We start from the raw sequence: 25,826 nt of genomic DNA on the forward strand, positions 1-25,826 counted from the left end.
GCGCATCATTCCGCAGCAAGTTCGCCGCGGCCTTCCATGAAATCAGGGAACCATGATTCATGGGCATCGCGCAATTGCTGAATCGGCAGCGAGATGAGATCGCCGACGACGAGCGCCGTTCCTTCGACCGTGCCGAGACGGCGGAAGGGAACGCCGCCACCTTCTGCATTGACGCAGACGAAATCGGCGACATCGGCAGGCAACGTCAACACGTAGCGCGCCTGATCCTCGCCGAAGAGCAGCGCATGCGGTTCACCCTTGCCTTCGCTCAGATCGATCGTCAGGCCTTTGCCCGAGGCCATCGCCATTTCGGCGAGCGCCACCGCTAGACCACCCGAGGAAATGTCGTGGCAGGCGGTCGCCTGGCCGTTGCGGATCACGGAGCGAACGAAATCGCCATTGCGTCTTTCGGCGAACAGATCCACCTCCGGCGCCGGACCTTCGCGGCTGGAAAGCACATCGCGGAGATAGACGGACTGGCCGAGATGGTTGCCGTCGACGCCGATCATGATCACCTTATCGCCGTCGTTGGCGCTGCCAATGCGGGCCATCTTGCGCCAATCCGGCAGCAGGCCGACGCCTGCGATCGTCGGGGTCGGCAGGATGGCGACGCCGTTGGTCTCGTTGTAGAGCGAGACGTTGCCGGAGACGATCGGGAAATCCAGCGCGCGGCAGGCTTCGCCGATGCCCTTCACCGCCTGAACGAACTGGCCCATGATCTCGGGCTTTTCGGGATTGCCGAAGTTCAGATTGTCGGTGGCGGCGAGCGGTTCGGCGCCTGTCGCGGTGATGTTGCGCCAGCATTCGGCGACCGCCTGCTTGCCGCCTTCGAAGGGGTCTGCCTCGACATAACGCGGAGTGACGTCGGAGGAGAAGGCGAGCGCCTTGGAGGCATGGCCGTCGACACGCACGACGCCGGCATCGCCGCCCGGAAGCTGCAGCGAATTGCCCTGGATCAGCGTGTCGTATTGCTCATAGACCCAACGGCGGCTCGATTGGTTGGCGGAGCCGACGAGTTGCAACAGCGCCTGGCGGTAATCCTGAGGAGCGGCAACGAGATTGGCGGGCAGGGGAGCGTGTTTGCCGGATTCGCGCCAGGGGCGATCATATTCCGGCGCCTGGTCGCCGAGATCCTTGATCGGCAGGTTGGCGACTTCCTCACCTTGGTGCATGACGCGGAAGCGCAGATCGTCGGTCGTCCAGCCGACGATGGCAAAGTCGAGGCCCCACTTGACGAAGATCGCCTTGGCTTCCTCTTCCTTCTCCGGCTGCAGCACCATGAGCATGCGCTCCTGGCTTTCCGACAGCATCATCTCATAGGCCGTCATTCTCTCTTCGCGGACCGGCACCTTGTCGAGCTCAAGCAGGATGCCGAGATCGCCCTTGGCGCCCATTTCGACGGCTGAGCAGGTGAGGCCGGCCGCACCCATATCCTGGATGGCGATGACGGCGCCGGTCTTCATCAGCTCGAGGCAGGCTTCCAGCAGGCATTTTTCAGTGAAGGGGTCGCCGACCTGAACGGTCGGGCGCTTCTCCTCGATCGACTCGTCGAATTCTGCCGATGCCATCGTCGCGCCGCCGACGCCGTCGCGGCCGGTCTTGGCGCCGAGATAGACGACCGGAAGGCCGACGCCCTTGGCTTCGGACAGGAAGATGGCGTTGGACTTCGCAATACCGGCGGCAAAGGCGTTGACCAGGATGTTGCCGTTGTAGCGAGCGTCGAACTCAACCTCGCCGCCGACCGTCGGCACGCCGAAGGAATTGCCATAGCCGCCGACGCCGGAAACGACGCCGGAGACGAGATGGCGGGTCTTCGGATGATCCGGCTCGCCGAAGCGCAGCGCGTTCATCGCGGCGATCGGGCGCGCGCCCATGGTGAAGACGTCGCGCAGGATGCCGCCGACGCCGGTCGCAGCACCTTGATAAGGCTCGATATAGGAGGGGTGGTTGTGGCTCTCCATCTTGAAGACGACGCAATCGCCGTCATCGATATCGACCACGCCGGCATTTTCGCCCGGGCCCTGGATGACGCGCGGCCCCTTGGTCGGCAGCGTGCGAAGCCACTTCTTCGAGGATTTGTAGGAGCAGTGCTCGTTCCACATGGCAGAGAAGATGCCGAGCTCGGTAAACGTCGGTTCGCGGCCGATCAGATCCAGAATACGCTGGTACTCGTCGGGCTTCAGGCCATGGCTCGCGATGAGTTCCGGCGTGATCGGGATGGTGTTTGGAATGGTCATGAGCTCTCGGAAGTCCCTGCCGTTGCGCGTTTTCCGCTCTTTAACCTATGTAGGGACGGCGCGCGACAGGAAAATGCCCGCCGTCAACAGAGGGCGGGCGACTTCTTCGGCCCGTTACGGGCGGCCGCTTCTCAGAGTCTGTTTGACAACTTGCTTTTAATTCTCGATCGATAGCAATGGGCAAGGCTCCGGCCTCAGCTTTTGTGTGCCGCTGATGTTTCCTATAGGAAACTTTTCTTCTTGATTGATGGTATCGAGATACAATGCCGGACATACAACAACAGGCAGACGAAAAGGTATTTGCCGGGCGCGCGCTTGTGGCTGGCTTCGCTACGGGGTCGATCGTATTCAGCGACACGGCGCTCAGCTTCTGGGGCGGCGTCGACTCCCGGACCGGAGAAGTCATCGACCGCCACCATCCCCTGTCGACACAGGTCCTGACAGGAAAGATTCTCGCCATCCCCGGCGGACGCGGCTCGTGTACGGGCAGCAGCGTGCTCATGGAGCTGATCATGAACGGGCACGCTCCCGCCGGCATCGTGGTCTCGCGCCAGGAGGAAATACTGTCGCTCGGAGTGATCGTCGCTGACGAAGTGTTCGGCCGATCGATCCCCGTTGTCCAGCTCTCCGAAGACGACTTCGCCGAGCTGCACTCTATCCCTGAAGTCACCCTCATCGGCGACAAGGTCATCGCGAGCCGCATCGAAACCGCCCCCGGTTTCGATGCCGCCGATCGCACCTATGGAAATTCGATAGCGCTGACATCGAGGGATCGGTCCGCTTTGAACGGGGAAATGGGCAAGGCCGTGCAGGTGGCAATGAGGGCCACGACGCGCATGGCTGAAATTCAGGGAGCGACGGAACTTATCGATATCTCCCAGGTCCATATCGACGGCTGCATCTACACCGGGCCGACCAGCCTGGAATTCGCGAAACGCATGCGGGACTGGGAGGGTAGGGTTGTCGTTCCAACGACCCTGAACTCGATATCGGTGGACCAGATGCGTTGGCGGGAGCAGGGCGTGTCTCCCGGCGTCGCCGGACCCGCATCCGAATTGGGTGAGGCTTACGCCTCCATGGGAGCACGAAAGACGTTCACCTGCGCGCCCTATCAGCTGTCGTCCGCACCCAGGCAGGGTGAGCAGGTGGCTTGGGCGGAGTCGAACGCCGTCGTATTCGCGAACAGCGTTTTGGGTGCTTGCACAGCCAAGTATCCTGACTACCTGGATCTGTGCATCGCCCTAACCGGGCGCGCGCCGCTGACCGGGCCGCATATCGCCGACAACAGGCGCGCCAGCCTCGTGGTCAATGTGTCGGGCTTCGTGTCGCGGGATGACATGGTCTACCCCATTCTCGGCTACCACATCGGCAAGCTTGTCGGAGATGAAATTCCGGTCGTGATCGGCCTCGAGACTTGGAAGCCGAATCTGGACGACCTAAAGGCGTTCGGGGCGGGTTTTGCGACGACATCAGGCTCTCCCATGTTCCATATCGTCGGTGTCACGCCGGAGGCCGACAGCCTTGAGAGCATTGTCGGAAGCAAGATCAAGGCGAGCTACGAAATCTGTCCCAAGGACGTCGTTGCGGACTGGAGGAAACTCAACGGCAAGTCTGTGGATGCCATCGAGTTCGTCGCGCTGGGCAATCCCCATTTCTCTTTCGACGAATGCGAGCGGCTGGCCGCGCTCTGCGAAAGCCGGGCGAAACATCCTGACGTCAAGGTTCTGGTTACCTGCAACCGTGCGACGTTCGAAAGGGCTTCCGCTGCGAATCTCGTCGGCAAATTGTCGGACTTCGGCGTAGAATTCGTAACCGATGCGTGCTGGTGCACACTTGCGGAGCCTGTCATCCCAAAATCGGTCGATACAATTATCACCAATTCCGCGAAGTTCGCTCACTACGGTCCTGGATTGACGGGTAAGGCGCTTCGGTTTGGCAGCCTGGCGGACTGCGTCGCGGCGGCTTGTAAGGGCGAGTTAAAGCCTGTTCGTCCCACATGGGACTGAACGGTTTCCGCCTGCCGATGGTCGATCAGACGGCCGTACTGAGCAGTTCAATCATCCGTCGGCCAACCCGCTGAAATTGTCGAACGGATTCTCAGACTTGTAGCCGACCTGCAAGCCGGCGCGCGTCATGCCGTCGTTCGGCCCGTCTCAGAGATTGGCATGCGAGGAATGGGCGATCTGGGCCATCACGTTCCAGTGGGCGTTGAAACGGTAGCCGGCGCCCAGATATTCGTGGAAGAGGACGCGGCAGCCGAGTTCCGGACCGTCATCATCGCCTTCGAGATCGCCGGTATGGATGACGCCGCCGAAGCCGGCTTCGGCAAAGAGCTTCTCGTTGAAATCGACCGTCCAGGTGAAACCGGTGAAGAACTGGGTGGCCTCGCCTGACGTGCCGATCGAGGTGCCGAGATGCACACGAGGATGCAGCAGCTGTTGCTGCCATCCGACCGCCGTATCGTAGCCGAAGGGATCGAAGAGAGCGGTAATTTCCGGAAAGACACCGTCTTCTCTGGAATGGTCCGATTGTACCGAGGTCGAGACGCCGAAGCGCAATTCGTCGAATATCGGCTCGCCGGCAGTTGCCGAGCCCGCAACCGAGATGGCGGCTGCCATGCCCAAAAAACGCAACGCGATCCTTCCGAAGTCGACCCTCATTTGCTGTCCTTTGATTCTCATCAGGCGGGAACAACAAAGAGGTAACACGGAGGTTGAGTCGCTGAAGCGCTCCGAATAGGCTCCGGCGTTTTTTCCGATTTATGACGTGTATTTGCAATATCTCATATTTCGCCGTCATAGGCGGAGCCGCCATTTTCCAACAGCCGGCGCAGGATCATCAGCCCCGAGGTCAGTTCCTGCCCCGTCTTCGGCGAAGACAAACCGATGCGAACGCGGTGATAGGCTTTCTCGCCGCGGGCCGCCTTGAACTCGTCCTCATCGTCGACGAGCACACCGTCGCGGTAGGCGGCGTTCTTGAAGGTGCCTGACATCCAGGGCTCCGGCAGTTTCAGCCAGAGGAAGGGCGCGTGGAGGTGCGATTCGAAATCGAAACCCTGCAACTGCTCGCGGGCGAGCTGGACGCGCCGGGAAAGTTCTCTGACGCTCGCTTTGCGGATCTCGTGCGCTGTGCCGCTTTCGACGAGGCGCGCACAGGTCTCCGCCAGGATGAAGGGCAGGCCGCCGGTGATCATCTTGTGCGTCACCCTGATGCGCTGGGCAAAATGCGGCGGGCAGGCGACCCAGCCGCCGCGCACGCCGGCGGCGACCGATTTCGACAGGCCGTTGACGAGGAAGGTGCGGTCGGGCGCGATCGAGGCGAGCAGCGGCGTATCGTCGTCGGCCATACCGCCGTAGAGGTCGTCCTCGATCAGCCAGACACTGTGTTTCCTGGCGATTGCGGCGATTGCCGCGCGCCGTTCATAGGGCATGATCGCCAGTGTCGGATTGTGGACGGTCGGCATCAGGAAGGCGATCTTCGGATGCTGCTGCTGGCAGAGCCGCTCGAAATCCTCGGGGATCATGCCAAGCTTGTCGGAATCGACCGTCACTGTGCGGCGGCCGAGAAGGCGGGCGCTGCGGCTGACCTGGGTGTAGGTGAGATCCTCGAAGACGATCTTGTCACCCGGCGCCGAGACGGCGGCGATAACGGCGATCGCCGCCGCATGGGCGCCGAGCGTCGGCACGATGTTTTCAACCTCCGGCGTCCAGCCGCTGCGGGCAAGCCAGAGGCGGCCGGCCTCGAACCAGTTCTGCGGGAAACTCCGGGAATAGGAGGAGATTTCGGAAAGATGCTGCTCACCGATCTCGGCGAGGATACCCGCTATGACCTTGCCCTGGCCGAGATCGGGCGCGGCTGTCGTGTCGAAACGGATCTTGTTCGCCGGCGCATCCTGGACGCGGGTGCCGCCGAGCGAGACGGTCAGCGGATCGATCTGTTCCCCGGGCGGCGTTTCGGAACGGTTTAGCACATAGGTGCCGCGCCCCACTTCGCCGGCGACCAGGCCGCGCTCATGCACCAGCGCATAGGCGCGGCCGATCGTGCCGATCGTCACGCCGATGTCGTAGGCGAGATTGCGCTGCGGCGGCAGCTTGCTGCCGGCGGGCAGCGCGCCGCTTGATATGGCGGATTCGATGCTGTCGGCAAGCCGGAGATAGACCGGCCCGGAACCGCGGGAAATATCAGGAAGCCAATTTGTCATGGTGACAATTGTATATATTGGCACATTGTATCGGTCAAGAGTATGAGTCAATTCCAATGGCAAGCCGAGAGGATTCCTGGAATGTCTGCCTTACCTGAGATCAAAATGCCGATTGTACCGATTGTCTCTTACGAGGACAGGAGGCAGATTATTCTCCCCGCCGCGCCCGCCGAGGCGACGACGCGTTTGGAGCGAATCTGGGCCGCCATTCTCCTCTGGCATCAGAAGCGGGAAGGCCGGCGCGCGCTGAGGGGCCTGACGGCGACCGAGCTCAAGGATATCGGAGTGTCACAGTCCGACGCGGCCCGCGAAGTCAGCAAGTCGTTCTTTTGGGACTGAAACGTGCCTTCGGAACTGACCGGGTCGATCAGCTGCAGGCCTTGTTGCCTGCCGACCAGCGATTGACGTCGGTGGTGATACGGCCGGCGACGGGCTCCTGCATCATCGGCCCGAAGGCCTGCAGACGCGAAGGGCTTCCCTCAGCCTGCACGACGAGCAGCGGCCGGCTTTCCGGGCTGCCCTTGTGGACCAGCAGGATCCGCGGCCGGCCGGAGAAGGAATTGAGCTCCGGCGCGAGCTTGTAAGCAGCAAAGGCCGGATCACCCGATTTGAACCAGCAGGCATTGGCGCCGAGCGCCACGCGTTCCATCGTCGGCAGTGCGCCACGGTTCGGGCCTGCCGTCGGCGCCGGCGTCTGGCAGGCTGCGAGCATGGCTGCGAGAGCGGTCAACAGGGCGGCGTTTGCGAGGCGAAGGCGCATCAATCTTGCTCCAGATCCGGACGGAAGGATTTTCGGGTGCATGCCGTTGCCCAAGACCGCCGCGCGGTTTTGGACGACGTGCAGGGCTCAGGCGGCGATGACGTCGAGCGCCGAGGCAAAGAGGCCGCGGCCGTCCGAACCGCCATGGGCGGCCTCGATCAGGTTCTCGGGATGCGGCATCATGCCGAGCACGTTGCCCTTTTCGTTCATGACGGCGGCGATATCATTGATCGAGCCGTTCGGGTTGGTGCCCTCGGCATAACGGAACACCACCTGGCCATTGCCTTCGATCGCAGCCAGCGTCGCTTCGTCGGCGAAATAATTGCCGTCATGATGGGCGACCGGGCAACGGATGACCTGGCCCTGCGCATAAGCGCGGGTGAAATCCGTCTCGGCATTGACGACTTCGAGCTTGATCTCGCGGCAGACGAATTTCAGCGAGGAATTGCGCATCAGCGCGCCGGGCAGCAGGCCGGCCTCGACGAGGATCTGGAAGCCGTTGCAGACGCCCAGGACTTTCACGCCCTTTGCAGCCTTGTCGATAATCGCTTGCATGACTGGCATGCGGGCGGCGATCGCGCCGCAGCGCAGATAGTCGCCATAGGAAAAGCCGCCGGGAATGACGATCAGGTCGACATCGGGGATCTCGGTTTCCGTCTGCCAGATCGTCACCGGCGGCTGGCCGGAGATCTTGGTCAAGGCGGCGATCATGTCGCGGTCGCGATTGAGGCCCGGAAGTTGAACGACGGCTGATTTCATGGGGTCCCTGCGTTTCGCGAAAGATATTGAACTGGAACGCTTTCGGCGAGCCATACTCCATTGTCGGAGACAAAGAAAGAATGACCCTTTGAAAACATGCGGGCCGCGTCTACACGTAGGATGAGATGTTCACCCTTGCGGCGCATTGCGACGATTTTCGCCGTTTCGACACCTGCTGACAGATGAACGTGGGGCCGTTTCATCTTCTTCAGGCCTTCACGCTCGATCGACTGCCAGTTCGTCAGAGACGTGCCATGAAAAAGAGCGGCGGGCGGTTCAATCTGGCTCAATGCCAGATCGACGTCGACGCTATGACCTTGGTTTGCGCGAATTCTACTATCGGCGAGCGTGAAGCGCTTCTTTGGATTGTTTTCGACAATCTCGATGATCTCGGCGCGTGAAACGTCGTATTTCGACGCCAACGCTTTTTCGAGTTCATCGAACGACACCCAACCTTCGCTATCCAGCGTCAAGCCTGCAGATTCCGGCGCATGACGCAAAACATAGCTCATATATTTCGAGACTTCCGTCTCCAGCTTTGCTTTCATCATGACGCCAAATCCTCAAAGTCCGCCAGACGACGGGTCTGTGATCATCAGTCGATCGCGATTGCGTAGTTCTCGATCACCGTATTGGCGAGCAGTTTTTCGCACATGGCCTTGAGGTCGGCCTCAGCCTTGCCCTTGTCGGCGCCTTCCAGCTCCAGGTCGAAGACCTTGCCCTGTCTTATATGGCCGACGCCCGAGAAGCCGAGGGCGCCAAGCGCACCCTCGATAGCCTTGCCCTGCGGATCGAGAACGCCGTTTTTCAGCGTGACGGTGACACGAGCCTTGATCACTTTGTCTTTCCTGCCTTACTTGACGAGAACCGGGCCGGTGCCGCGCACGGGCTCGTTTTCATTGATGATGCCGAGACGGCGCGCAACTTCGGAATAGGCTTCGAGCAATCCGCCGAGGTCACGGCGGAAGCGGTCCTTGTCCATTTTCTCGTGAGTTTCGATATCCCAGAGCCGGCAGCTGTCCGGCGAGATTTCGTCGGCGAGGATGATGCGCATCATATCGCCTTCGAAGAGGCGGCCGCATTCGATCTTGAAATCGACGAGCTGGATGCCGACGCCGAGGAAGAGGCCGGTCATGAAGTCGTTGACGCGAATGGCAAGCGCCATGATGTCATCGAGTTCGGCGGGGTTTGCCCAGCCGAAGGCGGTGATGTGCTCTTCGGAGACCATCGGATCGTCGAGCGCGTCGGACTTGTAGTAGAATTCGATGATCGAGCGCGGCAGCACGACGCCTTCGTCGATGCCGAGGCGCTTGGCGAGAGAACCGGCCGCGACATTGCGCACGACGATCTCCAGCGGGATCATCTCTACTTCCTTGATCAACTGCTCGCGCATGTTGAGCCGGCGGATGAAATGAGTGGGGATGCCGATCTTGTTCAGATGGCTGAAGATATATTCGGAGATGCGGTTGTTGAGGACGCCCTTGCCATCGATGACTTCGTGTTTCTTCTTGTTGAAGGCAGTGGCATCGTCCTTGAAGAACTGGATCAAAGTGCCCGGTTCCGGGCCCTCATACAGAATCTTTGCCTTGCCCTCGTAGATACGGCGGCGACGGTTCATCGTGGTCATTCTCTATTGTTGGCGCTCTTGGGATAGCGCGAGTGGATCGATCTCGTGGCGTCCCCTTAAAGGAAAAGAGAGGGTTTCACAATCCGCCTGTCGCTCCTTCCCTGGTTTCCGGATTTCGCGGCCCGGTTTCCGATTTTACGGAATACCGCCAAGAGAATCGAATGAATTCGCAAGACGAGTTTAGCGCTTTTTCCTCTACGGTGGAATGAAGGCGAAATGGCGAGCCGCTTATGCAGGTTTTTATTTGGCGGCTCTGCTTCGCAGCGCGCGGCGAAGCTGCGCCTGCAAGGCGCGAGCGGCGATTTGCCCGTGGCGCCAGCTTCCGGAGCGGATGAAGGAGGGGATCTGCATGGCCGGCATCGGCCGGGCGAGCGCGAAGCCCTGCAGCGTGTCACAGTCGAGTTCTTCGAGAATGCGGATATGCTCCGCCGTCTCGACGCCTTCGGCGATGACGAGAATGTTCAGCGAGCGGCCGATATCGATGATCGAGCCGACCAGTTTGCGCTGCTCGGCCGATTGCGGCAGCATGCGGATCAACTCGCGGTCGATCTTCAGCGTCTTCGGGCTCAGGCGCAGCAGGCTGACGATCGAGGCATGGCCGGTGCCGAAATCGTCGATCTGGATGTCGATGCCGAGCTTGCGCAGCTTTTTCAGGTTGGCGGCCACCGCCTCGTCGCAATCGTCGAGCGAGATCGATTCCAGCAGCTCGAAGGAGAAGGTGCCGGGCTCGATCTTCAAGGCGCGCAGCTTCTTGCCCAGATCGGGATCGGCGAGCCGCCTGGCGGAGACGTTGACCGATATCTTCGGGATCGGCAGCCCGTCCTTCAGCCACACCTTCCGGTCGGCAATGGCGCGCTCCAGGATCAGGGCGTCGATGGTCGATACGACGTCGAGATCCTCTGCGATGTCGAGGAAGCGGTCGGGCGTCAGCAGCCCGTGCACCGGGTGCTGCCAGCGGGCAAGTGTTTCGACGCCTGCGACATCGAGCGTGCGGGCATCGAACTGCAACTGATAGAAGGGCACGAATTCATTGCGTTCGAGGCCGATCAGGATCTCGTCGGCAAGGTGCTTGGCGGAGATGATGTCGCGGCGGGCAGCGGCCGAGAAGAACTCGAAGCGGTTGCGGCCCAGGCCCTTGGCACGATAAAGGGCGATATCGGCGTCGAGGAGCATCTGCTTGGCGTCGAGCTTCGGTCCGCTGTCGATGGCGATGCCGATGCTGGCGCCGAAACGGCAATCGTGCCCCTCATATCTGACGGGTTTGCGCAATTCGCGGATGACACGTTCGGCAAGGCTGGCGATCTTCTTCGATGCGGGATCGATAATGCAAAGGATGACGAATTCGTCGCCGCCGATGCGGGCCACGAAATCGACGGCGCGGACGGACGTTCTCAGCACGCTTGCGGCATGCTGCAGCATGGCGTCGCCGGCCCGGTGGCCGAGCGTGTCGTTGATCTGCTTGAAGCGGTCGAGATCGATATGCAGGATCGCCAGCGCCAGGCCCTTGGCCCGGCATTCGGCCGCACGCTCGTCCAGCATCTTGTCGAGATAGCGGCGGTTCGGCAGGCCGGTGAGGTAATCGTGCAGCGCCAGGTGCTCGATGCTCTCCTTGGCGGCTTCGAGCTCGCGGTTGCGCGCCTCGGCCAGATCCTTGGCGCGGCGCAGCTCGTTGCGCAGCGCGACTTCTTCGGTGACGTCCCAGTTGGCGCCGATCAGCTTGCGGTGGCCGTTGCCGTCGATGAAGAAGGCCGAGCGGGCGCGGATGACGCGTTCGGCGCCGTCGCCGCGGATGATGCGGTATTCCTGCTGGAAATCACTGCCGCTTTCGACGCTGCGGTCGGACAAGCCAAGCACGCGCTCGCGGTCGTCGGGATGCAGGCTTTTCGCCCAGACGTCGCCGCCGATCTGACGCGAGGCGCCCTGCAGCCCGTAAATGGCGATGAGGCGGTCGTCCCATTCGACGGTATCATGCTCGATATCGGCTTCGAAGACGCCGATGCGGGAAACCTCCAGCGCCAGATCGAGCCGGCGCGACAAACGCGACAGCGTCTCCTCGGCTTCCTTGCGGGCGGTGATATCCGTATCCGTGCCGATGATGCGCGTCGGCACGCCGTTCTCGTCCCATTCGACGCAGGCGCCGCGACACTCGATCCACACCCAGTGGCCGTCCTTGTGGCGCTCGCGATATTCGAAGACCTGGTAATTTGGATCGCCGGCGTTCTGCCGGTCGATTGCATGGACGACGAAATCGCGATCGTCGGGATGAACGAGCTGCAGCCAGGCCTCGTAATCGCCGTCGGCTTCCTCGTCGGGCGCCATGCCGCGGATGGTTTTCCACGTCGGCGAGTAATATTTCCGGTCGAGACGGTAGTTGTGATCCCATACGCCGAGGCCAGAGCCGACGAGCGCATAATTCCAGCGGCTCTCCCGCTCGGTGAGGTCGGAATCGTCGGTTGTCCCATTGCCAATGCCTGCCTCAACCGCTGCGGCATCGCCATGCGGATCACCGGCCTCTGTATGGGCTTTCTTCACGGGCATTCTCGCTTATGTCACCTCGGCGCAGTCTGCTGTCATTCCATTAAGAAAGACTTAGAAAGCACCTGCTCAACAAGCGAGACGGCGCCTTTTCCGCAATCAGGCGGAGAGCCGGCCGAGGAACTGGGCAAAGACCATGGTGCCTTCGGGCCAGGGCCCGTGACCGGAATCGGCATTGATATGGCCGGCCTCGCCGGCATCGACGAGGAAGGAGCCCCAGCTGCTGGCGACATCGTCGGCATGCTCGTAGGTGCCGAACGGATCGTTGCGGCTGGCCACCGTGATCGACGGGAAGGGCAGCGGATCGCGCGGATAGGGGCCGAAGGTCATCAGGTGCTTCGGGCGGATGTCGGGATTGGCGACATCGGGCGGGGCGACGAGGAAAGCGCCCGCCACTCGGTTGCGGAAATGCGGGATGGCATGGATCACCGAGGGCACGCCCAGCGAATGGGCGACGAGAACGACCGGACGGGTCGAGGCGTTCACTTCCTCGGCGATGCGGGCGATCCAGTCCTCGCGGACCGGCTTCGTCCATTCGGCCTGTTCGACACGCCGCGCCGTACTGAGCTTTGCCTCCCAGCGGCTCTGCCAGTGGCTCGGGCCGGAATTGGTGTAACCGGGGATGATGAGGATATCTGCGTCTGAGGCTTTCATGATGCCGCCGATGTGAGAAAGCTGGTCCAAGATGTCAAGAGGGGGATGTCAAGGGAGGGAGCGACACGGGCCCTGAAAGTTGCTATATTCCTCCAGTGCCGGTTGCGGAATTCGTATCGGCTTGCCCGCCGATGCTGTCCGCCGCCGATCAGGTCTCGGCTGAGGAGGAGAAAGCCATGGCGGCATTTCACGTCATGACGGGTGCAAGCGAAAGCTTAGCGCGGCCCGTCGTCAATCGCATCGGTATCGCCGACGTCTTCGACGCGCTGAAGCGCGGATACGACGATTTCATGGAGAAACCGTCCCACTATGTGTTCCTGTGCCTGATGTACCCGATCGCCGGCGTTTTCCTGACGCTGTGGACCTCGGGCGCCAACCTTTTGCCGATGGTCTTCCCGCTGATGGCGGGTTTCGTGCTGATCGGCCCGATCGCAGCGATTGGCCTCTACGAGATCAGCCGCCGGCGCGAGGCCGGCCTCGACACCTCATGGAAGCATGCACTCGAAGTACGACATTCGCCGGCGCTGCCAGCGATCGTGGTGGTCGGGCTCATGCTCTGCGGCCTCTTCGTCGTCTGGCTGGTGACGGCACAAACGCTCTACAGCAATTTGCTCGGCGAGGTCTTTCCGCGCAGCATGGCGGATTTCTTCCGCCAGGTCTTCGGCACGTCAGAGGGCATGCAGCTGATCATCTGGGGCAATCTCATCGGCTTCGTCTTTGCGCTCGTCGTGCTGGCGATGACGGTCATCACCTTTCCGCTGCTGCTCGACCGCGATGTCGGGGCAGTCGCTGCCGTCACGGCGTCGATCCGCGCGCTGGTTCTCAATCCGGTGCCGGTGCTGCTCTGGGGCCTGATCGTCGCCGCGTTGCTCGTCATCGGCACGATCCCGGTCTTTGCCGGGCTTGCGCTGGTTATCCCGATCCTCGGCCATGCGACCTGGCATCTCTATCGCAAGCTGATTGGGCGGGAAGGGGAAGTAACAGCATAACCACGGCCCTGCCTGCGGGGAATCCCGGAGATCCCTCAGGAAATCTCGGATCCCTGGGGGAACCTCGATCCTGCCTCGGAGTTTGTTTTGCCGAGAGCATGATGTCTCGTCGACATCATGCTCCGGAGACGTCGAGGGAGGATTCCAGAGGTGACGATGAAGCATCTGTTCGCCCGCTTCGCAACAAAGGTATCAGAATGGGCGGGAAAACCCGTCATCTTCATCCTGGCACTGATCGCCGTCGTCATCTGGGCGGCACTCGGCCCCCTCTTCGATTATTCGGAAACTTGGCAGCTGGTCATCAATACCGGCACGACGATCGTCACTTTCCTGATGGTCTTCGTGCTGCAGAACGCCCAGACACGCGACACGCGGGCGATCCAGGCCAAGCTCAACGAAATCATCCTGACCAGCCATGCCGAAAACCGTTTCATCGGCATCGAGAATCTCGACGAGGAGGAGCTGAAACGTCTCGACGAGCTGGTCGCCAAGGCGGCAAAGGGCAGGGGCGAGACGGAGGCTTGCAGGACATCGGAACCAACCGAAGCAGCAAATGCGACACCGTCGAAAAAGGCGGAGGCGCGCAACCGACGGGTTTCAGCCAAGCCGGTGAAGCAGAGGTAGAGATCGGTCGACTATTTTTATTGGGCTTACCGACTGCCTGAGATCACAGTGCGGACATATTCTCCTTCTTGCTCTCCTGAGCTTGGGCATGTCCCCGGCAAGGAGAAGGGGGGCCGAACAAAGGAAATCCCGTGTCGCCGGGTCACGGGAGTCCTCACCGTATCGAAGTTTGGTTCTTGGGCAGGCGGCGTCATGAGATCACGATGCCGGCTACCATCGCAGCTGGACTATTCGACAACGGTGATATTCAGCACACCTTCATCGACATGGCCGTTTTTATCGGACGTGCGAACAACAATTCTGTCCTTGCCGACAAAGCCCTTGTCAGACGTGTAGTACCCTACCGTGGCAAGCACCTTTGTACCATTGCACTTCTTATAATCGCCCTTGCCATTGGGGAATGCGAGTTCGCGCAGGCTCTCCACCTTGCCATGCTTCGGGGCCTCGCGGATGCGGACCTCTGGTACTACTTTCGCGCTGCAGTCAGGATTGAGGCTGAAGGCGACACCAAGCTTGGTGCGCTCACCGCTTGCCGCGGTGACATTTTTTTGATGACGCGACAATCCATCCGGACCGGTCGTCGTGCAACTCGTCAACGCTGCACTGACGCACATCGTGGCAACCGACAGAATAAATGCTTTCTTCACTAGAACCTCTGTTGTCATTGTTGATCTCGTATTTTGGGCGCAGGCGTCACTGCGTCAGCGGCTGAATCTGGTCATAGCGAATTGTGAACTCGTCGGACAAGGCCTCATCGCTCCCGCATCGCTTCCGATACGATCTCGGCCAACGGCGAATAGAGTTAATCAAGGATACGCCGGCTGCCGGTCTTGACCTCGACGCTGACGGACAAAGCTACGGTATTGGCTTCAGATGCATTCCGTACGATAAAGTCTGTCGTTTCCCGTGTGAACAGCGATGTCGGGTCTGCCATGGTATATCTCCTTTGAAATTTAGCCGTTTTCGATTAAATAGATGACCAGAGCGGTCCAAGCTGAGCCAAGTACAAATACTACAGACCAGATACACATTAGCTGCTTTACTACACCATCCCTATTCCTCAAATAAATCAAGAATCCGGAAAGTATCATCAGCGGATAAACCTGTGGAGATATCAATATCATTTCTACTAAATGGCCATTAAACCGAACAATATCGGAAGGTTCTTCGTATGTGCTATCGTAATATGCTGACTGCCTGAAAAGGCAGTAAAAAACAATAAAATAAGCGAAAGACAATATTATCATTGATCTTCTTGCTATGTGAATTTTATTCACGCTTATTTCCCCGCAATAGATACGCTATTCGACAGTGGTTTGAGTAATCCGTTGCCGAAGCGAACGAAGGATTCGGAACATCGGACAAAAAGAAATGTGTCAGCCGCGAGTACAACCATTTCATTATGCAAATCAGGCGGGACATTGAAAGGTTGCGCAACCACGCAAAGAAGCAGGAACAAAAAGTGGAACGGCGATCTCGGTATTCTTCTCGAGCATAGGCAGGACCAATGAAGTCGGCAGCAGCGTCCCCGAGGAAGGATAAGCGACGTCGATCGAAGAAGGAATGCTTTTCAGATTGATCGCAGCGTCCTTTGCAGGGCTAAAGTCTTTTGCTTTGCGCCACTCCCGCCAAAAATAGTGACGATGCTATGGGACGTGCTGACTTACTTCTTTCCAAGCGGTCGGCCAGAACCACGCTTTTCTGATCTCCCGGTGGGCTTCAGCCAAAAGAGCCTGAGCATCCATGCCGAGAACGTTTCATCGCATCGAAAATCTCGACGAGGAAGAGCTGAAACGACTCGACGAGTTGGTCGCCAAGGCCGCCAAAGGCGGGGAGCGGAGGCAGCGAATGCGGAACCGTCGAAAAAGGCGGAGGCACGCAAGCGTCCTGTGGCTGCCAAAGCGCCGAAGCAAAAACAACGGCCGCTTGAGAAAAGCTAGACTATGAAATACAATCGGCAATTATATTGAGTTCATTAAATCCAACTCCGTAGGGGAAAATGAACGACTCCCTTCTTAGAGAGCCGCAGGTCGAGCTGTTCTTTCAGGCTTATTTCATAGGAATGGCGTTAGGTCATTTGCCATTTTTCTTCGACGATATCGGCTTTATCGCGTTTATTCCAAAGTTTATTGTTTCGCTGCCAATCGTTTTTGTATTATTTATTTTTTATCGCGTTAAATACAGTGAAATAAATTCACGGCCAGTTCTTTGGTCATTTATCATTTTTATAGCAATTTTATTGCTGATCACGGCGGCTTTCTTGCTGTTGTCAGGTGGCAGCATTCAAAGGCTGACCTTATTAGCTTTTTTCTTAGTCATTTCCCTGCCTTCTGTCTTCGTCGCCTGCATGTACTTTACAGTTATGATCAGGCTGCGACTGAGGGGAAAAGCCGTCCGATAGATTCTCGATGGAGAGGTATGCCGGCAGAAAAACGGCGCCTGCAAGGGCGCCGCTATATCGTTGGCCGCTATATCGTTGATTGCAGATCGCTCAGGCGTTGCCGAAGACGCGGCGGAAGATCGTGTCGACGTGTTTGGTGTGGTAGCCGAGGTCGAATTTTTCGCGGATGTCCTCTTCCGACAGTGCGGCGCACACTTCCGCATCAGCAAGCAACTCCTCCAGGAAATCCTTGCCCTGTTCCCAGACCTTCATAGCGTTGCGCTGGACGAGGCGGTAGGCGTCCTCGCGGGAGGTGCCGGCCTGGGTCAGTGCCAGCAGGACACGCTGCGAATGGACGAGGCCGCGGAATTTGTTGAGGTTCTTTTCCATGTTCTCGGGATAGACCAGCAGTTTCTCGATGACGCCGGCAAGCCGCGACAGGGCGAAATCGAGCGTCACGGTGGCATCGGGGCCGATCATGCGCTCGACCGAGGAGTGGGAGATATCGCGCTCGTGCCAGAGGGCGACGTTTTCCATGGCCGGCATGGCATAGGAGCGGACCATGCGGGCAAGACCGGTCAGGTTTTCGGTCAGAACCGGGTTGCGCTTGTGCGGCATGGCCGAGGAACCTTTCTGGCCGGGCGAGAAATATTCCTCGGCTTCGAGCACCTCGGTGCGCTGCAGGTGGCGGATCTCGGTTGCCAGCCGCTCGATCGACGAGGCGACGACGCCGAGGGTGGCGAAATACATGGCGTGGCGGTCACGCGGGATGACCTGCGTCGAAACCGGCTCGGCCTTTAGGCCAAGGGCCTCGGCGACATGTTCCTCGACGCGCGGATCGATATTGGCGAAGGTGCCGACGGCGCCCGAGATGGCGCAGGTCGCGACTTCCTCGCGGGCGGCGACGAGGCGCTGGCGGCAGCGCTCGAATTCGGCATAGGCGAGCGCCAGCTTGACGCCGAAGGTGGTGGGCTCGGCATGGATGCCGTGCGAACGGCCGATGGTGACGGTGTCCTTGTGTTCGAAGGCGCGGGTTTTCAGCGCCTCGAGCAGGCGATCGATATCGGCAAGCAGGATGTCGGTGGCGCGGACCAGCTGGACGTTGAAGCAAGTGTCGAGCACGTCGGACGAGGTCATGCCCTGGTGGACGAAGCGCGCATCCGGGCCGACGATCTCGGCGAGGTGGGTGAGGAAGGCGATGACGTCATGTTTGGTGACGGCCTCGATCTCATCGATGCGGTCGACGTCAAAGGTGGCGGCGCCGCCTTTCTCCCAGATCGTCTTTGCCGCCGATTTCGGGATGACGCCGAGTTCGGCCAGCGCGTCGCAGGCATGCGCCTCGATCTCGAACCAGATGCGGAACTTGGTTTCGGGAGACCAGATGGCGACCATTTCGGGCCGGGAATAACGCGGGATCATGGGCGGCTGCCTTTCAAGAGGTTTGTTAGCGCCCCTGTAGCAAAGACGGGCGGCAATCTCAACGCATGCGTTTGGCAAGATGATAGCTGCTTGCGACAAGACAGACGAGGCCGAGCGGCAGGAAGAGGCGCAGGCCGATCACCAGGAACTGGTAGACGGCGCTGATACTGGTGAAGACGAACTGGAAAGCCCAGACGATACTGCCGAAGGGGGCGTGCCAGCGCGCATAGAACATCCGGTATTCCATGGCGAAGAGGAAAGCGGTCATCAGGATCGTGGCCGCTGTCAGCGTCACGAAAAAAGCGGCAAAACGCGTTTCCAGCGGCCTGTCAAAGGCGAGGAAGCGGGCGACCGGCAGGGCGAACGGCCAGGCAAACAGGCCGCCGGCGAAATAGAGTGCGGCGATCTCGGCAAGGCGGCTCGTCTGCAGGCCGTTGCGCAGGTAAAGGCCGAGCATGGCGGCGGCAAGCATCTGCATGCCCCAAAGCAACGCGCCGGCGATCAGATCGGGGTAGGGCGGCCGTGCAGCTCTTAGACGATCCATCCGGGGGCGATCCGTCCTCGGGCGATCCATGTTCAGGGATGAACCGGAACGGCGATCCAGCGTCCGTTCCTGTCGGCATCGAAGGCCAGGACGAGGGCGATGTGAACCTGGTTTCCTGCCTCCGGCTGATAGACCACGGCCCCGCCGATCCGGTATTCGACGGAACATACGCGCTCGGCCGGAACCGCGGTGGCCTGGCGCGCCGCCTGCCGGTTCGGAGCGCCTTCCTTCTCGATCATCTGCAAGCTGAAGCCGATGACGCGTTTGTCGACCGCAGCGCAATCCTTCGGCGTTGGCACCGGCATCTCGCCGAGCGAGAGCGTATAAGGCGCTTTCGGCGGACCGTCGGTTGCAAGCGTCGTGTAGCGGATCGTCTTCGAAGGGGAGCCGAGTTCGGTCGGCGGATTGAAGGCGGCGATCAGGCCGGGATTGGTCAGGAGATCGTATTTGTCCATCTGGCTGCGTGCTGCCGTCAGGTTCTGCCGCCGCGCCTTGGAAAGATTGGCATCCTTGTCGGTCAGCTCCGTGTGGAAGGGCGTGCCCTCGAGATAGTGGCCGTCTTCAGTATCGATGAAATAGGTGTTGGAGTAGGGAAGGTTGCCGCTCTCCTGGATGCCGAACTCCTGAAATCCGAAGACCTTGCCGTCGGCGGAAAAGCCGATCGGCTGGATATTGGCGATGTCGCCGGCAAGTGACAGGCCGGGCAGGCCGGCAAATGCGACGGCAAGCATACCGCCAATAATCAGACGTTTCTTCATGCTCGTGCCCCTTCGGCTGCCTGACGCAGACCGGCGACAGTCCGGCGATAATCCTCGACCGTATCGCCCTTGAAAATTGCCGAGCCGGCGACGAGAACGTTGCCGCCCGCCCGCGCGATATCAGGCGCCGTTTCCATCGTGACGCCGCCATCGACCTCCAGCTCGATCGGCCGATCACCGATCAGTGACTTTGCCGCCGCGATCTTCTTCGCCATCGCCGGAATGAACTTCTGTCCGCCGAAACCGGGATTGACCGACATGATCAGGATGAGATCGACATCGTCGAGCACGTTCTCGATGGCGCTGAGCGGTGTTGCCGGATTGATCGTCACGCCGACCTTCTTGCCGAGATTGCGGATGGTCTGCAGCGAGCGGTGCAGATGCGGTCCGGCTTCGGCATGGACGGTGATACGGTCGCAGCCGGCCTTGGCGAAGGCTTCGAGATAGTCGTCGACCGGGGAGATCATCAGGTGGCAGTCGAAGGTGGCTGATGTATAGGAGCGCAGCGACTTGATGACATCGGGGCCGAAGGAGATGTTCGGCACGAAATGCCCGTCCATCACGTCGAGATGGATCCAGTCGGCGCCGGCGGCCGTCACGTCGCGCACCTCCTCGCCGAGCCTGGCGAAATCCGCTGCGAGGATCGAAGGGGCAATGCGAATGGGCAGCGTCATCAAATCTTACTCCGTATCGGCCGCCATTTGAGCGCGGGGCCTGAATTCAAGTGCTGGCGCGCCGTTCATTGCGTCGGCGCGGCAGGTGGAAAAAAGCCGTTGCCCCGCCATTCGAGCAGGCGGTAGGGATTTTGCGAAAGTTCATGCGCGCCAGTAAAGGCGATGGCGCCGACCGGCGTCTGGAATGTCGTGCCGAGAAGCATCTCCTGAAGGGGCTTGCCCGCCGCAGTTGCGACTTGCCCCGCCTGGCCGGCAATGAGGGCGGCGGCCAGCGACGGCAGGACATAACCTTCCGGCTCGATGCCTTTGGCGCGCAGCGCGTCTGCCGCGGCCGTGCCTTCCGGCAGGATGGCATATTCGGGCAGGGCGACGGCGCGGACGCCGGCATCAAGCGGCAGCGGCTGGTCGGCAGCGCGCATGGCATCGCCGCCGAGGATGGAAAGCTGGATGTTCTCGGCCTTGGCGTCGCGGGCGATGACGGCGACGTCGTTGCGGTCGCCGCCGATGAAGACCCTGGTGGCGCCGGCCCGTTTCAGGCGGCGGACGAGGGCAATCTGCTGTTCCTGTCCCGGCCGGTAGGTATCGGTAAAGACTGGCTTCAGGCCGTTCTGCTCCAGCGCATTGCGCACCGCTTCCGTCAGTTCGCGGCCATGAATGGTGCCGTCCTCGATCAGGGCGATCGGATCGGCGGCCCAGTCCTTCAGGATCACCTCGATGACCTTTGCCGCCTCGGCACCGTCGGCGGGCGCCGCGCGGAAAAGCGGCCAGCCGTTCTTCAACGCATCCTCCATCAGGATGCGGGAGCGCACGGAGACGGTGATCGCGGGGATATTGGCATCCTTCAGCTTCGGCAGCGCGTCTTCCAGCGTCTCGCTGCAGAGAAAGCCGACCGCGACCTGCACCTTGGCATTGACAAGCGCATCGGCGACCGCGGCACCACTATTCTCCTCGCAGGTCTCGTTGATGGCGACGAGGGTATTTCCGGACTGCTGGATCTCGAAACCGGCGCCGGCGGCAATCTGGGCGCCGAGGAGGGCGAGCGGGCCGTTCTGAGGGGCGACGACGCCGATCGTCACGCCGGCCGCATGGCTTTCAGCCGCCGCTCCCAGCAGCGCCAGAAAGGCTGCTATGCCACGCAGGTTGATCATGAAAGGCGGAGATCCCTAGCCATCGTCCATGCCCTTTTATCCGCAAGGCCGCGATCGTCAAAGAAAAACAAGCGCAACACAGCGCTTTTCACCGGTCCTATTGTAGAAAAGGTAACCGATGCTCGCCATATTGGCGCGATAGCAAGTCGATCCAGACAGAGTAAGCGCGTATGGGAGAAGCAGGTGTTGAACAGGCAGCATATCGACCCCGGCCTTTATCGCGATGCCATGAGCCGTTATGCCGGCCATGTGCAACTCGTGACGACGGCAATGGGCGAGCTGCGCCGCGGCGTCACCATCACCGCCGCCTGCTCGGTCTCGGACAATCCGGCCTCGGTGCTGATCTGCCTCAACAACACCAATCCGAAGAACGAGATCTTCTTTCGCAGCGGCATCTTCGCGCTGAACACGCTCGGCGCCCACCACCAGGGCGTTGCCGATGCCTTTTCCGGGCGCACGTCGCTTGCCAATGACGACCGTTTCGCCAGCGCCCGTTTCGATATGCTTGCCACCGGTGCGCCCGTGCTGGCCGACGCACTTGCCGCCTTCGATTGCCGGGTGATCGATATCAAGGAAATGCCGACGCACAATGTCATCTTCGGCGAGGTCGCGGCAGTCCGCTTCAGCGAAAAGCATCCGGCGCTCATCTATATGAACCGGGATTATCACGCGCTCTAACACTTTGAACCTACGCATCGCGCTAGGGTGGCCGAGATTTCGAGGGAATAGAGAATGGACAATGCCGGGATCGAGGAAATGTTTCAGGGGCTTGGCCCCGTCACGGTCAAGCGAATGTTCGGCGGCAAAGGCATCTATCATCTCGGACGTATTATCGCGCTCGAAGTGCGCGACGAGATGCTGCTGAAGGCCGACGAGACGAGCGCCCCGGAATTTGCCGCTGCCGGCGCCACGCAATGGACCTATGAGGGAAAGAAGGGCAAGCCGGTAAAAATGCCCTATTGGTCGATCCCCGACGAGGCTTACGACGATCCCGATCTGATGGCGAAATGGGTGCGGCTTGCCTATGAGGCGTCGCTTCGCGCCGAATAGTCAGCCGCGTTCAGCGGGCGACAAGGCTGCGATCGCAGCCTTGGTGAAGGCCGACAGTGGCTCGGGTAGATCCGTCAGCGGAAACCAGCCGAAATCCGAAAGCTTGTCCGGTTCGGTCAGTTGCGGCTCGCCCTCGACGTCGCGGGCGAGATAGAGGATCGAGATCCAGTGTTGGCGGTCGGCATCGATGATCTGTTCGGTCACGCTGATTCGTTCGATGCGGCCGATCGTCAGGCCGGTTTCCTCCTCGGCCTCCCGGCGCGCGGCAGTCTCTGCCGGCTCCATATGATCGACCTTGCCGCCGACGATATTCCAATAGCCGGCTTCAGGTGGTCGCATGCGTTTGTAAAGAAGGATCCTGGCGTCGCGCAGAATCACCAGGCCGACGCCGAGACCCGGAAAATCAATGCCGGGCCTGCCCATAGTAATGCTTAGACCTTGGCGCTGCCGGCGATCAGCATGAAGGCGGGGATATCGTCGCCGAAGCCGACCGGGGTCGGGCCGTCGTCGTGGTCGCGATGGCGGCGGCGGTCGCGGCTGTCATCGTTTGCCGGGTAAGGCCGACTATTGCGCGCGTTGTTCTGCGGCTTCTGCTCTGCTTTGCGCTCGTTCTTCACGATGTCGGCCTTTACTGGTGCTGCTTCGATCACGTCTACGCCATTATCCTGTATGTCGTTATCAGATTTATGACTCGCAGCGGCGCGATTGCCGCGTCCGCGTCCACGATCTTTGTCGCCATTCTCTCTCGGCGCACGATCTCGGCCTGCACCATCTCTGGCGCCACGTTCGCGGCTGTTGCGGCGCGGGCGTTCGCTGTCCCTGCTGTCTTCTGCCGGCGGCGGCAGCGACGTCAGGTCGCCGCTCAGCCATTCGACCTTCTGGCCGATCAGCTTCTCGATGGCATCGACGAATTTGGTGTCGCGCTTGGTAACGAGCGTGAAGGCGGCACCCGAGCGGCCGGCACGGCCGGTGCGGCCGATGCGGTGGACGTAATCCTCGGAATGGATCGGCACGTCGAAATTGAAGACGTGGCTGACATCAGGGATATCGAGGCCGCGGGCGGCGACGTCGGAAGCGACCAGAAGCTGGAGGTTGCCATCGCGGAAGCTCTGCAGCGTCATCGTGCGGGAACGCTGGTCCATATCGCCATGCAGGGCGCCGACCGAGAAGCCGTGACGCTCGAGCGACCGGAAGAGATCGGCGACATCCTTCTTGCGGTTGCAGAAGACGATAGCGTTCTTGAGCTCGGTCTGGGCGCGGACGAGTTCGCGCAGAACCGCTCGCTTCTCGTAATCCTTGCCGTGCGAAGCGACGAAGCGCTGCGTCACGGTCTCGGCAGCGGAAGCCGGCTTTGCGACCTCGATGCGCTCTGGATTCTGCAGGAAGCGGTCCGCGAGCTTCTGAATCTCCGACGGCATGGTTGCCGAGAAGAACAACGTCTGGCGGGTGAACGGGATCATCTTGGCGATGCGTTCGATATCGGGGATGAAACCCATGTCGAGCATACGGTCGGCCTCGTCGATGACGAGGATCTCGACGCCGCTCATCAGGAGCTTGCCGCGCTCGAAATGGTCGAGCAGGCGGCCGGGGGTGCATATCAGCACATCGGCGCCGCGCTCGAGCTTGCGGTCCTGGTCCTCGAAGGAAACGCCGCCGATCAGAAGGGCGACGTTGAGCCGGTGGTTCTTACCGTATTTCTCGAAATTCTCGGCGACCTGAGCGGCGAGTTCGCGCGTCGGCTCGAGAATCAGCGTGCGGGGCATGCGCGCACGCGCACGGCCCTTCTCCAGAAGCGACAGCATCGGCAAAACAAAGGATGCCGTCTTGCCAGTGCCGGTCTGCGCGATGCCGCAAATATCGCGGCGCTCGAGCGCAAACGGGATGGCGCCCGCCTGAATAGGCGTTGGGATCGTGTAGCCCGCGTCCGTAACAGCGGATAGCACTTTTTGGCTTAAGCCAAGGTCAGCAAATGTCGTCAAAGGGAAAACTGTTTCCATTCCGTTCGGCCGAGCTCTGAACGAGTCGGCGGGATTGCATGCCGCAATGCAGCGCGACATAGCCCCGAATGGCCGGCAAGTCAAGAAATAGAGACGCCGCACCCATTGCAGAGTGAAGCGTTGGTTACCGGGCAGGAGTTACTTGATATAGGTGGCGAGTTTAAGGCCGGCATTCATGAAATATACTGGATCGACCGCGTGGCCGTCCTGGCGCACTTCATAATGCAGATGCGTTCCCGTCGAGCGGCCGGTGCTGCCGGCAAGGCCGATGACGTCGTTGCGATCGACTGTGTCGCCGACCTTGACCAGAACCTCCGACATATGCCCGTAACGCGTCGAGATGCCGTTGCCGTGATCGACCTCGACCATGTTGCCGTAGCCGCCGGTCCAGCCGGCCGAAATCACCTTGCCGGGCGCCGTCGGGCGGATCCTTTCGCCCGGCGAAAAGCGGAAGTCGATGCCGGAATGGAGCGCGAGGCGGCCGAGGAAGGGATCACGGCGATTGCCGAAGGGGCTGGTCACATCCTTGCCGATAGCGGGATTGCGGAAGGGCAGGGATTCGGCAGTGCTGCGCACGGCTTCGAGCCGGGTCAGCGCGCCGTCGAGCGCTGCCAGCGAATTGTTGAAGCCGTCGTTGCTTTCAGGCTCGACATAGGGGCCGCCGACGGCATCGTCGTCGTCTTTCCTGGCAGCGGTCTCGGGCATCGGAATCTTGAAGCGGGTCAGCACAGTCTCGATGGCGTTGGCGGCATTGCCGGCATCGCTCGTCAGCTGTTCGACACGGCTGCGTTGATCCTGTTCGACATCTTTGAGCGACAGCGTCACCTTGGAGAAGATGCGGTCGGCACGGTCGCCGACCGTGTCGGTGGCCGGGACATAGGCAAGCGTCGAATTGTCGGGCGTCGCATCGGCGGGCGCGCCGCTCGCCAGCTGTTTCTCGATTGCCTCGATGCCGCTACCGGAGAGCGAAGCGCGCTTGTCCTTGACATCGGGTGCATAGGACTGAACGGGCGAAGACGGCGCAGGCGGGGCGCCGTCCTTTTCCGTCAGGCCGGAGCTTTCGGCCCGGTCGAGCAGATTGTCGAGTTTGCCATGGCGCGAGGTCAGCGCCATCTGCTGCTCCATCAGCTTGTCGACCTTGTCTTCGACCACCTGCTGGTCGAGAAGCTGGCGGGAGGTGATGCGGTCGACCTGCGCGCGGAGGGCGGCGATGCGGTCTTCATAGTCGTGCTGCATGCGGGCCTGGCGGGCCATGGTGGCGCCGATCAGATCGTCGCGCAGCACGAGATAGGACGTGGCCAGCAGGTAGCCGATAGAGAAAACCCCGATGAAGCAGAAGGCAAGTGCTGCCATCCATGGCCGGACCGTCATATGGCGGACCTTGTCGCCGCTTGCGAGGATGAGGATATGTTCCTGCGCCCGCCTGCCGAATACCCGGTGCTGATGTCCGCTGTTCACGCAGGCTCTCCC

At 60.7% G+C, this 25,826-nt stretch carries 27 protein-coding genes and 1 pseudogene; 8 read left to right on the forward strand and 20 right to left on the reverse strand.

Going from position 1 to position 25,826, the window contains the following annotated elements; all coding sequences use genetic code 11:
• Positions 1-5: 5 nt before the first annotated feature.
• Complete coding sequence (purL, locus tag G9X67_RS11610; protein ID WP_138389077.1) at positions 6-2,237, reverse strand: phosphoribosylformylglycinamidine synthase subunit PurL; 2,232 nt, start codon at positions 2,235-2,237, stop codon at positions 6-8.
• Positions 2,238-2,500: 263 nt separating this feature from the next.
• Here purL and G9X67_RS11615 point away from each other — a divergent pair, with 263 nt between their 5' ends.
• Entirely contained in the window at positions 2,501-4,243 is a 1,743-nt protein-coding gene (locus tag G9X67_RS11615) for an aconitase family protein (protein WP_171598727.1), read from the forward strand.
• A gap of 147 nt (positions 4,244-4,390) precedes the next feature.
• Here the strand turns inward: G9X67_RS11615 and G9X67_RS11620 are convergent, their stop codons facing one another.
• Together G9X67_RS11620 and G9X67_RS11625 are read right to left on the reverse strand one after the other, a co-directional pair.
• Positions 4,391-4,897, reverse strand: a complete 507-nt coding sequence (locus G9X67_RS11620) for an acyloxyacyl hydrolase (protein WP_171598728.1) — start codon at positions 4,895-4,897, stop codon at positions 4,391-4,393.
• A 122-nt stretch (positions 4,898-5,019) separates the two neighbouring features.
• Complete coding sequence (locus tag G9X67_RS11625) at positions 5,020-6,438, reverse strand: PLP-dependent aminotransferase family protein (protein WP_171598729.1); 1,419 nt, start codon at positions 6,436-6,438, stop codon at positions 5,020-5,022.
• An 81-nt stretch (positions 6,439-6,519) separates the two neighbouring features.
• Here G9X67_RS11625 and G9X67_RS11630 point away from each other — a divergent pair, with 81 nt between their 5' ends.
• A complete protein-coding gene (locus G9X67_RS11630) occupies positions 6,520-6,777 on the forward strand; it encodes a DUF1127 domain-containing protein (RefSeq protein ID WP_171598730.1) in 258 nt (85 codons plus the stop codon).
• 28 nt (positions 6,778-6,805) lie between these two features.
• On the opposite strand, the gene G9X67_RS11635 is transcribed toward G9X67_RS11630, so the two are convergent.
• The 7 genes from G9X67_RS11635 to G9X67_RS11665 form a co-directional block, all read right to left on the reverse strand.
• Positions 6,806-7,198, reverse strand: a complete 393-nt coding sequence (locus tag G9X67_RS11635; protein ID WP_129420497.1) for a hypothetical protein — start codon at positions 7,196-7,198, stop codon at positions 6,806-6,808.
• An 87-nt stretch (positions 7,199-7,285) separates the two neighbouring features.
• A complete protein-coding gene (gene purQ / locus G9X67_RS11640) occupies positions 7,286-7,957 on the reverse strand; it encodes a phosphoribosylformylglycinamidine synthase subunit PurQ (RefSeq protein WP_105006267.1) in 672 nt (223 codons plus the stop codon).
• Complete coding sequence (locus G9X67_RS11645) at positions 7,954-8,508, reverse strand: RNA 2'-phosphotransferase (RefSeq protein WP_171598731.1); 555 nt, start codon at positions 8,506-8,508, stop codon at positions 7,954-7,956. Before G9X67_RS11645 ends, purQ begins: the two co-directional genes overlap by 4 nt.
• Before the next feature lie 44 nt (positions 8,509-8,552).
• Positions 8,553-8,795, reverse strand: a complete 243-nt coding sequence (gene purS / locus G9X67_RS11650) for a phosphoribosylformylglycinamidine synthase subunit PurS (protein WP_018072257.1) — start codon at positions 8,793-8,795, stop codon at positions 8,553-8,555.
• A 15-nt stretch (positions 8,796-8,810) separates the two neighbouring features.
• On the reverse strand, positions 8,811-9,575 hold the full coding sequence (purC, locus tag G9X67_RS11655; protein WP_018242191.1) for a phosphoribosylaminoimidazolesuccinocarboxamide synthase: 765 nt from the start codon (positions 9,573-9,575) through the stop codon (positions 8,811-8,813).
• Between the two features lie 249 nt (positions 9,576-9,824).
• Positions 9,825-12,122, reverse strand: coding sequence for an EAL domain-containing protein (locus G9X67_RS11660; protein ID WP_171598732.1), 2,298 nt, complete (start codon positions 12,120-12,122; stop codon positions 9,825-9,827).
• Positions 12,123-12,218: 96 nt separating this feature from the next.
• A complete protein-coding gene (locus G9X67_RS11665; RefSeq protein WP_130825528.1) occupies positions 12,219-12,773 on the reverse strand; it encodes an alpha/beta hydrolase in 555 nt (184 codons plus the stop codon).
• A gap of 176 nt (positions 12,774-12,949) precedes the next feature.
• Between G9X67_RS11665 and G9X67_RS11670 the strand changes: the two genes are divergently transcribed.
• Together G9X67_RS11670 and G9X67_RS11675 are read left to right on the forward strand one after the other, a co-directional pair.
• A complete protein-coding gene (locus G9X67_RS11670) occupies positions 12,950-13,762 on the forward strand; it encodes a DUF2189 domain-containing protein (RefSeq protein WP_171598733.1) in 813 nt (270 codons plus the stop codon).
• 156 nt (positions 13,763-13,918) lie between these two features.
• Positions 13,919-14,386 carry a low affinity iron permease family protein gene (locus tag G9X67_RS11675; RefSeq protein ID WP_138389086.1) on the forward strand — a complete coding sequence of 156 codons (468 nt, stop codon included), beginning with the start codon at positions 13,919-13,921 and terminating at the stop codon, positions 14,384-14,386.
• Positions 14,387-14,613: 227 nt separating this feature from the next.
• Here the strand turns inward: G9X67_RS11675 and G9X67_RS11680 are convergent, their stop codons facing one another.
• Positions 14,614-15,051 carry a hypothetical protein gene (locus tag G9X67_RS11680; RefSeq protein WP_210258849.1) on the reverse strand — a complete coding sequence of 146 codons (438 nt, stop codon included), beginning with the start codon at positions 15,049-15,051 and terminating at the stop codon, positions 14,614-14,616.
• Positions 15,052-15,188: 137 nt separating this feature from the next.
• On the reverse strand, positions 15,189-15,320 hold the full coding sequence (locus G9X67_RS35275) for a hypothetical protein (protein WP_281412506.1): 132 nt from the start codon (positions 15,318-15,320) through the stop codon (positions 15,189-15,191).
• 787 nt (positions 15,321-16,107) lie between these two features.
• Here G9X67_RS35275 and G9X67_RS34955 point away from each other — a divergent pair.
• Together G9X67_RS34955 and G9X67_RS11685 are read left to right on the forward strand one after the other, a co-directional pair.
• A pseudogene (locus G9X67_RS34955) lies at positions 16,108-16,326 on the forward strand (low affinity iron permease family protein); the annotation flags it as partial.
• A 59-nt stretch (positions 16,327-16,385) separates the two neighbouring features.
• Positions 16,386-16,787: a hypothetical protein gene (locus G9X67_RS11685; RefSeq protein WP_171598734.1), complete on the forward strand. Its 402-nt coding sequence runs from the start codon at positions 16,386-16,388 to the stop codon at positions 16,785-16,787.
• Between the two features lie 90 nt (positions 16,788-16,877).
• Here the strand turns inward: G9X67_RS11685 and purB are convergent, their stop codons facing one another.
• The 5 genes from purB to G9X67_RS11710 form a co-directional block, all read right to left on the reverse strand.
• A complete protein-coding gene (gene purB / locus G9X67_RS11690; RefSeq protein WP_171598735.1) occupies positions 16,878-18,185 on the reverse strand; it encodes an adenylosuccinate lyase in 1,308 nt (435 codons plus the stop codon).
• 58 nt (positions 18,186-18,243) lie between these two features.
• Positions 18,244-18,729, reverse strand: a complete 486-nt coding sequence (locus tag G9X67_RS11695; RefSeq protein ID WP_171598736.1) for a hypothetical protein — start codon at positions 18,727-18,729, stop codon at positions 18,244-18,246.
• Positions 18,730-18,761: 32 nt separating this feature from the next.
• Complete coding sequence (locus G9X67_RS11700; RefSeq protein WP_171598737.1) at positions 18,762-19,487, reverse strand: DUF2259 domain-containing protein; 726 nt, start codon at positions 19,485-19,487, stop codon at positions 18,762-18,764.
• On the reverse strand, positions 19,484-20,161 hold the full coding sequence (gene rpe / locus G9X67_RS11705) for a ribulose-phosphate 3-epimerase (RefSeq protein WP_171598738.1): 678 nt from the start codon (positions 20,159-20,161) through the stop codon (positions 19,484-19,486). The genes G9X67_RS11700 and rpe overlap by 4 nt, the downstream gene beginning before the upstream one ends.
• A 65-nt stretch (positions 20,162-20,226) precedes the next feature.
• Complete coding sequence (locus tag G9X67_RS11710; protein ID WP_171598739.1) at positions 20,227-21,309, reverse strand: branched-chain amino acid ABC transporter substrate-binding protein; 1,083 nt, start codon at positions 21,307-21,309, stop codon at positions 20,227-20,229.
• A gap of 183 nt (positions 21,310-21,492) precedes the next feature.
• On the opposite strand from G9X67_RS11710, the gene G9X67_RS11715 reads away from it, so the two are divergent.
• Both G9X67_RS11715 and G9X67_RS11720 read left to right on the forward strand, forming a co-directional pair.
• Positions 21,493-21,987, forward strand: coding sequence for a flavin reductase (locus G9X67_RS11715; RefSeq protein ID WP_029874227.1), 495 nt, complete (start codon positions 21,493-21,495; stop codon positions 21,985-21,987).
• Between the two features lie 54 nt (positions 21,988-22,041).
• Complete coding sequence (locus tag G9X67_RS11720) at positions 22,042-22,359, forward strand: TfoX/Sxy family protein (RefSeq protein ID WP_003540033.1); 318 nt, start codon at positions 22,042-22,044, stop codon at positions 22,357-22,359.
• Here G9X67_RS11720 and G9X67_RS11725 read toward each other — a convergent pair whose 3' ends face one another.
• The 3 genes from G9X67_RS11725 to G9X67_RS11735 all read right to left on the reverse strand — a co-directional run bounded on the left by G9X67_RS11725 (position 22,360) and on the right by G9X67_RS11735 (position 25,814).
• Entirely contained in the window at positions 22,360-22,782 is a 423-nt protein-coding gene (locus G9X67_RS11725; RefSeq protein ID WP_138329331.1) for an NUDIX domain-containing protein, read from the reverse strand.
• 8 nt (positions 22,783-22,790) lie between these two features.
• Positions 22,791-24,356: a DEAD/DEAH box helicase gene (locus G9X67_RS11730; RefSeq protein WP_171598740.1), complete on the reverse strand. Its 1,566-nt coding sequence runs from the start codon at positions 24,354-24,356 to the stop codon at positions 22,791-22,793.
• A 138-nt stretch (positions 24,357-24,494) separates the two neighbouring features.
• Positions 24,495-25,814, reverse strand: coding sequence for a peptidoglycan DD-metalloendopeptidase family protein (locus G9X67_RS11735; protein WP_171598741.1), 1,320 nt, complete (start codon positions 25,812-25,814; stop codon positions 24,495-24,497).
• Positions 25,815-25,826: the final 12 nt, after the last annotated feature.

Origin of the sequence: Rhizobium sp. WYCCWR 11152 (genome assembly GCF_013087615.1) — a bacterium.
Lineage (GTDB): Bacteria > Pseudomonadota > Alphaproteobacteria > Rhizobiales > Rhizobiaceae > Rhizobium > Rhizobium indicum.

What these genes read in the sequence shown, in the direction of transcription:
- G9X67_RS11670 (WP_171598733.1), top strand. Translation starts at nt 12,950, where the DNA reads ATGGCGGCATTTCACGTCATGACGGGTGCAAGCGAAAGCTTAGCGCGG.
- G9X67_RS11730 (WP_171598740.1), bottom strand. Translation starts at nt 24,356, where the DNA reads ATGGAAACAGTTTTCCCTTTGACGACATTTGCTGACCTTGGCTTAAGC.
- G9X67_RS11695 (WP_171598736.1), bottom strand. Translation starts at nt 18,729, where the DNA reads ATGGATCGTCTAAGAGCTGCACGGCCGCCCTACCCCGATCTGATCGCC.
- G9X67_RS11720 (WP_003540033.1), top strand. Translation starts at nt 22,042, where the DNA reads ATGGACAATGCCGGGATCGAGGAAATGTTTCAGGGGCTTGGCCCCGTC.
- G9X67_RS11630 (WP_171598730.1), top strand. Translation starts at nt 6,520, where the DNA reads ATGTCTGCCTTACCTGAGATCAAAATGCCGATTGTACCGATTGTCTCT.
- purB (WP_171598735.1), bottom strand. Translation starts at nt 18,185, where the DNA reads ATGATCCCGCGTTATTCCCGGCCCGAAATGGTCGCCATCTGGTCTCCC.
- G9X67_RS11725 (WP_138329331.1), bottom strand. Translation starts at nt 22,782, where the DNA reads ATGGGCAGGCCCGGCATTGATTTTCCGGGTCTCGGCGTCGGCCTGGTG.
- G9X67_RS11665 (WP_130825528.1), bottom strand. Translation starts at nt 12,773, where the DNA reads ATGAAAGCCTCAGACGCAGATATCCTCATCATCCCCGGTTACACCAAT.
- G9X67_RS11710 (WP_171598739.1), bottom strand. Translation starts at nt 21,309, where the DNA reads ATGATCAACCTGCGTGGCATAGCAGCCTTTCTGGCGCTGCTGGGAGCG.
- G9X67_RS11625 (WP_171598729.1), bottom strand. Translation starts at nt 6,438, where the DNA reads ATGACAAATTGGCTTCCTGATATTTCCCGCGGTTCCGGGCCGGTCTAT.
- purQ (WP_105006267.1), bottom strand. Translation starts at nt 7,957, where the DNA reads ATGAAATCAGCCGTCGTTCAACTTCCGGGCCTCAATCGCGACCGCGAC.
- G9X67_RS11660 (WP_171598732.1), bottom strand. Translation starts at nt 12,122, where the DNA reads ATGCCCGTGAAGAAAGCCCATACAGAGGCCGGTGATCCGCATGGCGAT.
- G9X67_RS35275 (WP_281412506.1), bottom strand. Translation starts at nt 15,320, where the DNA reads ATGGCAGACCCGACATCGCTGTTCACACGGGAAACGACAGACTTTATC.
- G9X67_RS11700 (WP_171598737.1), bottom strand. Translation starts at nt 19,487, where the DNA reads ATGAAGAAACGTCTGATTATTGGCGGTATGCTTGCCGTCGCATTTGCC.
- G9X67_RS11680 (WP_210258849.1), bottom strand. Translation starts at nt 15,051, where the DNA reads ATGACAACAGAGGTTCTAGTGAAGAAAGCATTTATTCTGTCGGTTGCC.
- G9X67_RS11675 (WP_138389086.1), top strand. Translation starts at nt 13,919, where the DNA reads ATGAAGCATCTGTTCGCCCGCTTCGCAACAAAGGTATCAGAATGGGCG.
- G9X67_RS11620 (WP_171598728.1), bottom strand. Translation starts at nt 4,897, where the DNA reads ATGAGGGTCGACTTCGGAAGGATCGCGTTGCGTTTTTTGGGCATGGCA.
- G9X67_RS11685 (WP_171598734.1), top strand. Translation starts at nt 16,386, where the DNA reads ATGAACGACTCCCTTCTTAGAGAGCCGCAGGTCGAGCTGTTCTTTCAG.
- G9X67_RS11645 (WP_171598731.1), bottom strand. Translation starts at nt 8,508, where the DNA reads ATGATGAAAGCAAAGCTGGAGACGGAAGTCTCGAAATATATGAGCTAT.
- G9X67_RS11615 (WP_171598727.1), top strand. Translation starts at nt 2,501, where the DNA reads ATGCCGGACATACAACAACAGGCAGACGAAAAGGTATTTGCCGGGCGC.
- purC (WP_018242191.1), bottom strand. Translation starts at nt 9,575, where the DNA reads ATGAACCGTCGCCGCCGTATCTACGAGGGCAAGGCAAAGATTCTGTAT.
- rpe (WP_171598738.1), bottom strand. Translation starts at nt 20,161, where the DNA reads ATGACGCTGCCCATTCGCATTGCCCCTTCGATCCTCGCAGCGGATTTC.
- G9X67_RS11635 (WP_129420497.1), bottom strand. Translation starts at nt 7,198, where the DNA reads ATGCGCCTTCGCCTCGCAAACGCCGCCCTGTTGACCGCTCTCGCAGCC.
- purL (WP_138389077.1), bottom strand. Translation starts at nt 2,237, where the DNA reads ATGACCATTCCAAACACCATCCCGATCACGCCGGAACTCATCGCGAGC.